The following is a 2,412-nucleotide window of genomic DNA, read 5'->3' as shown; positions in this document are numbered from 1 at the left end:
ATCCGGCAAGACGAAACGGCACCGCCTCAACCGAGCCGGCGATCGCCACGCTAACGCCACGCTCTGGACCGTGGTCATGACCCGCATCGCCGCCAAGCACCACCCACCATCGCGTACATCGAACGACGCACCAGGGAAGGCCTCTCCAAACGAGAAGCCATCCGTTGCCTCAAGCGCTACGTCGCCCGCGAGATCTACAACGACATTCGCGCCATCATCCTCACCAACCAAGAGACGCGAACCGCCGCTTGACACCCAGAGGCGCAATCAGTTCTGGCGCGCGAGTTCCGGCGGCGGACCATGATTGACTGAGTGCACACCGTGTTGAAGGTTGCCGAGAACGGAGTCGTCGGGACGTACAGCGTTCCCGCGGGTCCGGGTCCGCATCCGGGCGTGGTGGCGCTCAGTGGTTCAGGCGGCGGAATCCCTTCGTGGTGGGGTGAGTTGCTAGCACCACACGGCATCGCCGTTCTGGCAGCGGCCTATTTCGGAGTCGAGCCGCTGTCCTCGGCACTCTGCGAGATTCCTATCGAAACGGTCGCGGCCGCCGGAGAGTGGATGCGACGGCGACCCGAAGTCCACGGCGTCGACATCGGTCTCGTCGGAGGCTCGAAGGGTGCTGAGCTGGCGCTGCTTGCGGCGACGGCCTACCCGGACTTGTTCGGTCCGGTGGCGGCAATCGCCCCGAGCTGTGTGGCGTGGTTTGGCGTTGATTTCACCGGCGGCGTTCCGGACGCTTCAGCCCGGTCGAGCTGGACACTGCATGATCGGCCCGTGCCCTTTGTGCCGCCCGTTCCGGGCATCGGATACGAGCGGACCGAGCGAGGCCTTCGTTCGGTCGGCATCTACGCCGCCGCGCTGGAACAGGCCGACACGGCTGCTGCGGCTGCCATTCCGGTCGAGCGCGCAACCGGGCCGATCTTGCTTCTGTCCGGGGGGAAAGACGGAGCGTGTCCGTCCACGGCGATGGCGCAGACCATCGTGGACCGCATGAACAAGCACGGCCGAACCGCCGACGTGCGCCACCTCAACTTCCCGGAGTGCGGTCACGTCGTCGTGCGGCCGTGGCCGTCAGGGCAGGCACCGCCTACGCACTTCGACAACGGCGGTACCGATCAGGCTCTCGATGCCGCGCATGAGATCGCCCTACCCGCGGTCGTGCACCACCTCGGCGGACATCTGTGAGCATCGCGCGGCCATCATCCGCACAGAATGCCCGGACTGGCGTCTTATTTCGAGCCGGCCGTGCCTGCCCGCCCGGTCGTGTTCTTCTGCCTGGTGTGTGTTCTGGGTGTAGCCGCGTGGGTGTTGTCGGCTGCGCCCGTCATGGCGCAGCCGACCAGCAGTGTCCGCGCAACCGATTAGTCGGCGGAGGACGTATCGGTCACGCGCCGGTATCGGCGATGCCGCTTGCGCTTCGCCGGCTTGTTTACGCCGTCCGTTCCTCCTCGTATCCAGCCGCCGCCGGAGACCGTGAACAGCGGGCGGTCAGGATCGGGAAGGTCGAGTTGTTCGAGTCGCCGAAAGTCATCGGGATGGCAATAGATCTCCGACGATGCGAAGAAGATGAGTTGCCGGTTGCACTCGTCGATCGTGAAGCCCGGCGGGGCGTCCATGATGCAGTCGCCGACGATCGGATCGCTGTGGAGCACGAGCAGCGTCTTGCGGTCCAATGGGATCCAGATCTCGTCCGCGGTCTCGATGCCGACGCCCATCAGCGGGTTCCGGTTCTCGCGCCGCTGGTACAGCATCATCGGCCGGTCGCTGAGCACCAAGCCGGGCTTGGCGAAGCGCACGACGGTGTAGTTGCGTCGGAGAAGCCGGAGAGCGACGTGCATGCCCATCTCAAGCATCATCGTCACGAGGTCGTTCTGGTGCGGCGTGATCTCGAACGAGTCGAGGTCGTTCACCGCGGCGAGCATTTCGGCGACTTCCTCGTCGGACGGCTCCCGACCCATGTTCATCCGCAGACGTTTCCGCGCTGTCTCCTCGTCATGCACGAGCGATAGGTCGAGCTTGTACGTGTGGTCGGCCATGGCTTCGTCGCGCCGACGCGTGTGCGGATCGCGTACGAACAACAGGCCCAGCCACTCGCAGAGCGACATGCGGTCAGCAGCCGACGGCGGGAAGAAGACGCCGAGGACCATCCGGTCGATCGCGGCCTTCGCCTTCCCGTCGACGTGCGCGAGGAGCTTCTCGACCATCACGGTCTCGCCGATCTCCTCGTCGATGACGGTGTAGAAGTCCTTGATTACGGCGATGTTGATGACGTTCGTGACCTGATAGGTCTCCGTGTCGTCGAGGCGCCGGACTGCGAGCTGCTCGTTCTCATCGGCGAAGCGCCGCAGGAAGAACTGCGGGATGAAGTGATGCCGCCGAGGATCACCGGGCGCGAGAGGAGTGCGGAGTGGG

The 2,412-nt window shown here is 65.2% G+C and carries 2 protein-coding genes; one reads left to right on the top strand and one right to left on the bottom strand.

Translation table 11 applies throughout. The annotated features are described in order from the left end of the window. Window positions 1-312: 312 nt before the first annotated feature. Window positions 313-1,185, top strand: coding sequence for an acyl-CoA thioester hydrolase/BAAT C-terminal domain-containing protein (locus VML93_RS14005; RefSeq protein WP_325611445.1), 873 nt, complete (start codon window positions 313-315; stop codon window positions 1,183-1,185). A 176-nt stretch (window positions 1,186-1,361) separates the two neighbouring features. On the opposite strand, the gene VML93_RS14000 is transcribed toward VML93_RS14005, so the two are convergent. Next, the gene (locus VML93_RS14000; RefSeq protein WP_325611447.1) at window positions 1,362-2,348 is read right to left on the bottom strand and encodes a DUF4238 domain-containing protein; all 987 of its coding nucleotides are present in this window, start codon (window positions 2,346-2,348) and stop codon (window positions 1,362-1,364) included. Between the last annotated feature and the right edge of the window lie 64 nt (window positions 2,349-2,412).

This window comes from Mycobacterium sp. (assembly GCF_035499775.1).
Lineage (GTDB): Bacteria > Actinomycetota > Actinomycetes > Mycobacteriales > Mycobacteriaceae > Mycobacterium.
Note: the sequence above shows the minus strand (reverse complement) of the source record. Positions and strands in the feature narration are given on the sequence as shown.